At 68.7% G+C, this 932-nt stretch carries 1 protein-coding gene; it reads right to left on the bottom strand.

The features are described 5' to 3' along the window. Window positions 1-121: 121 nt before the first annotated feature. A partial coding sequence (locus P4U43_RS17910) for a DUF993 family protein (RefSeq protein WP_277359951.1) occupies window positions 122-932 on the bottom strand: 811 nt, incomplete at its 5' end.

Here is a 932-nt window from a genome sequence, read left to right as displayed (position 1 = left end):
CCGGCTTCCGCCACGCGGTCCCGCCACAGCCCGATGTGCGTCAGCCCGGCGTCGGCGGACAGGGCAACCGCCTCCGCCAGGGTGATGTTCTTCGTGGTCGCCGTGTTCAGCGAGAGGCGGCTCATGCGCCCACCCCATAGCTCGCGAGCAGCCACTCGAAGCGGTGCGCGGCGACGTCCGGATCAGCGAGCAGCCCGGCCTTGTCGGCAAGGCGGAAGGTTTCGGCGAGATGGAGCGCTGAGCGCCCGGAGTGCAGGCCGCCGACCATCTGGAATCCGGGCTGATGCCCGTTGACCCAGGACAGGAAGGCGACGCCGGTCTTGTAGTAAAACGTCGGCGAACTGAAGATCTGCTTGCCCAGTTCCCGGGTCGAGTCCAGGATTGCGCGCCCACGGTCCGCATCGCCGTCGTCGTACGCCTGCAGGGCTGCCGACGCGGCAGGGTAGATCGCCGCGAAGATGCCCAGCAGCGCATCCGAGTAATGCGTGCCGTCGCCGTGGATGAGCTCGGGGTAGTTGAAGTCGTCGCCCGTGTAGAGCCGCACGCTCGCCGGAAGGGCCGCGCGCAGGGCGGTCTCGTGGGCGGCATCGAGCAGGGACACCTTGACGCCGTCCACCTTCTCGGGCTGCGCGCGGATGAGGTCCAGGAAGATCTCGGTCGCAGCGGAAACGTCGTTGCTGCCCCAGTAGCCGTCCAGCGCCGGATCGAACATGGTGCCGAGCCAGTGCAGGATGACCGGCTCATCGGCCTCGGCCAGCAGGATCCCGTAAACGTACTGGTAATCCGCCGGGCTCTGCGCCACAGCGGCGAGCGCACGCGAGGCCATGAGGATGACCTTCGCGCCGGCGTCGGACACCACCTTGATCTGCTCGCGGTAGGCCTCGACGACGGCGTTCAGCCCGGCCCGCCCCGACGGCAGGTCCGCGATGGAC

The organism is Arthrobacter vasquezii (assembly GCF_029455255.1).
Lineage (GTDB): Bacteria > Actinomycetota > Actinomycetes > Actinomycetales > Micrococcaceae > Arthrobacter_D > Arthrobacter_D parietis.
This window is presented reverse-complemented; position numbering and strand designations above follow the sequence as displayed.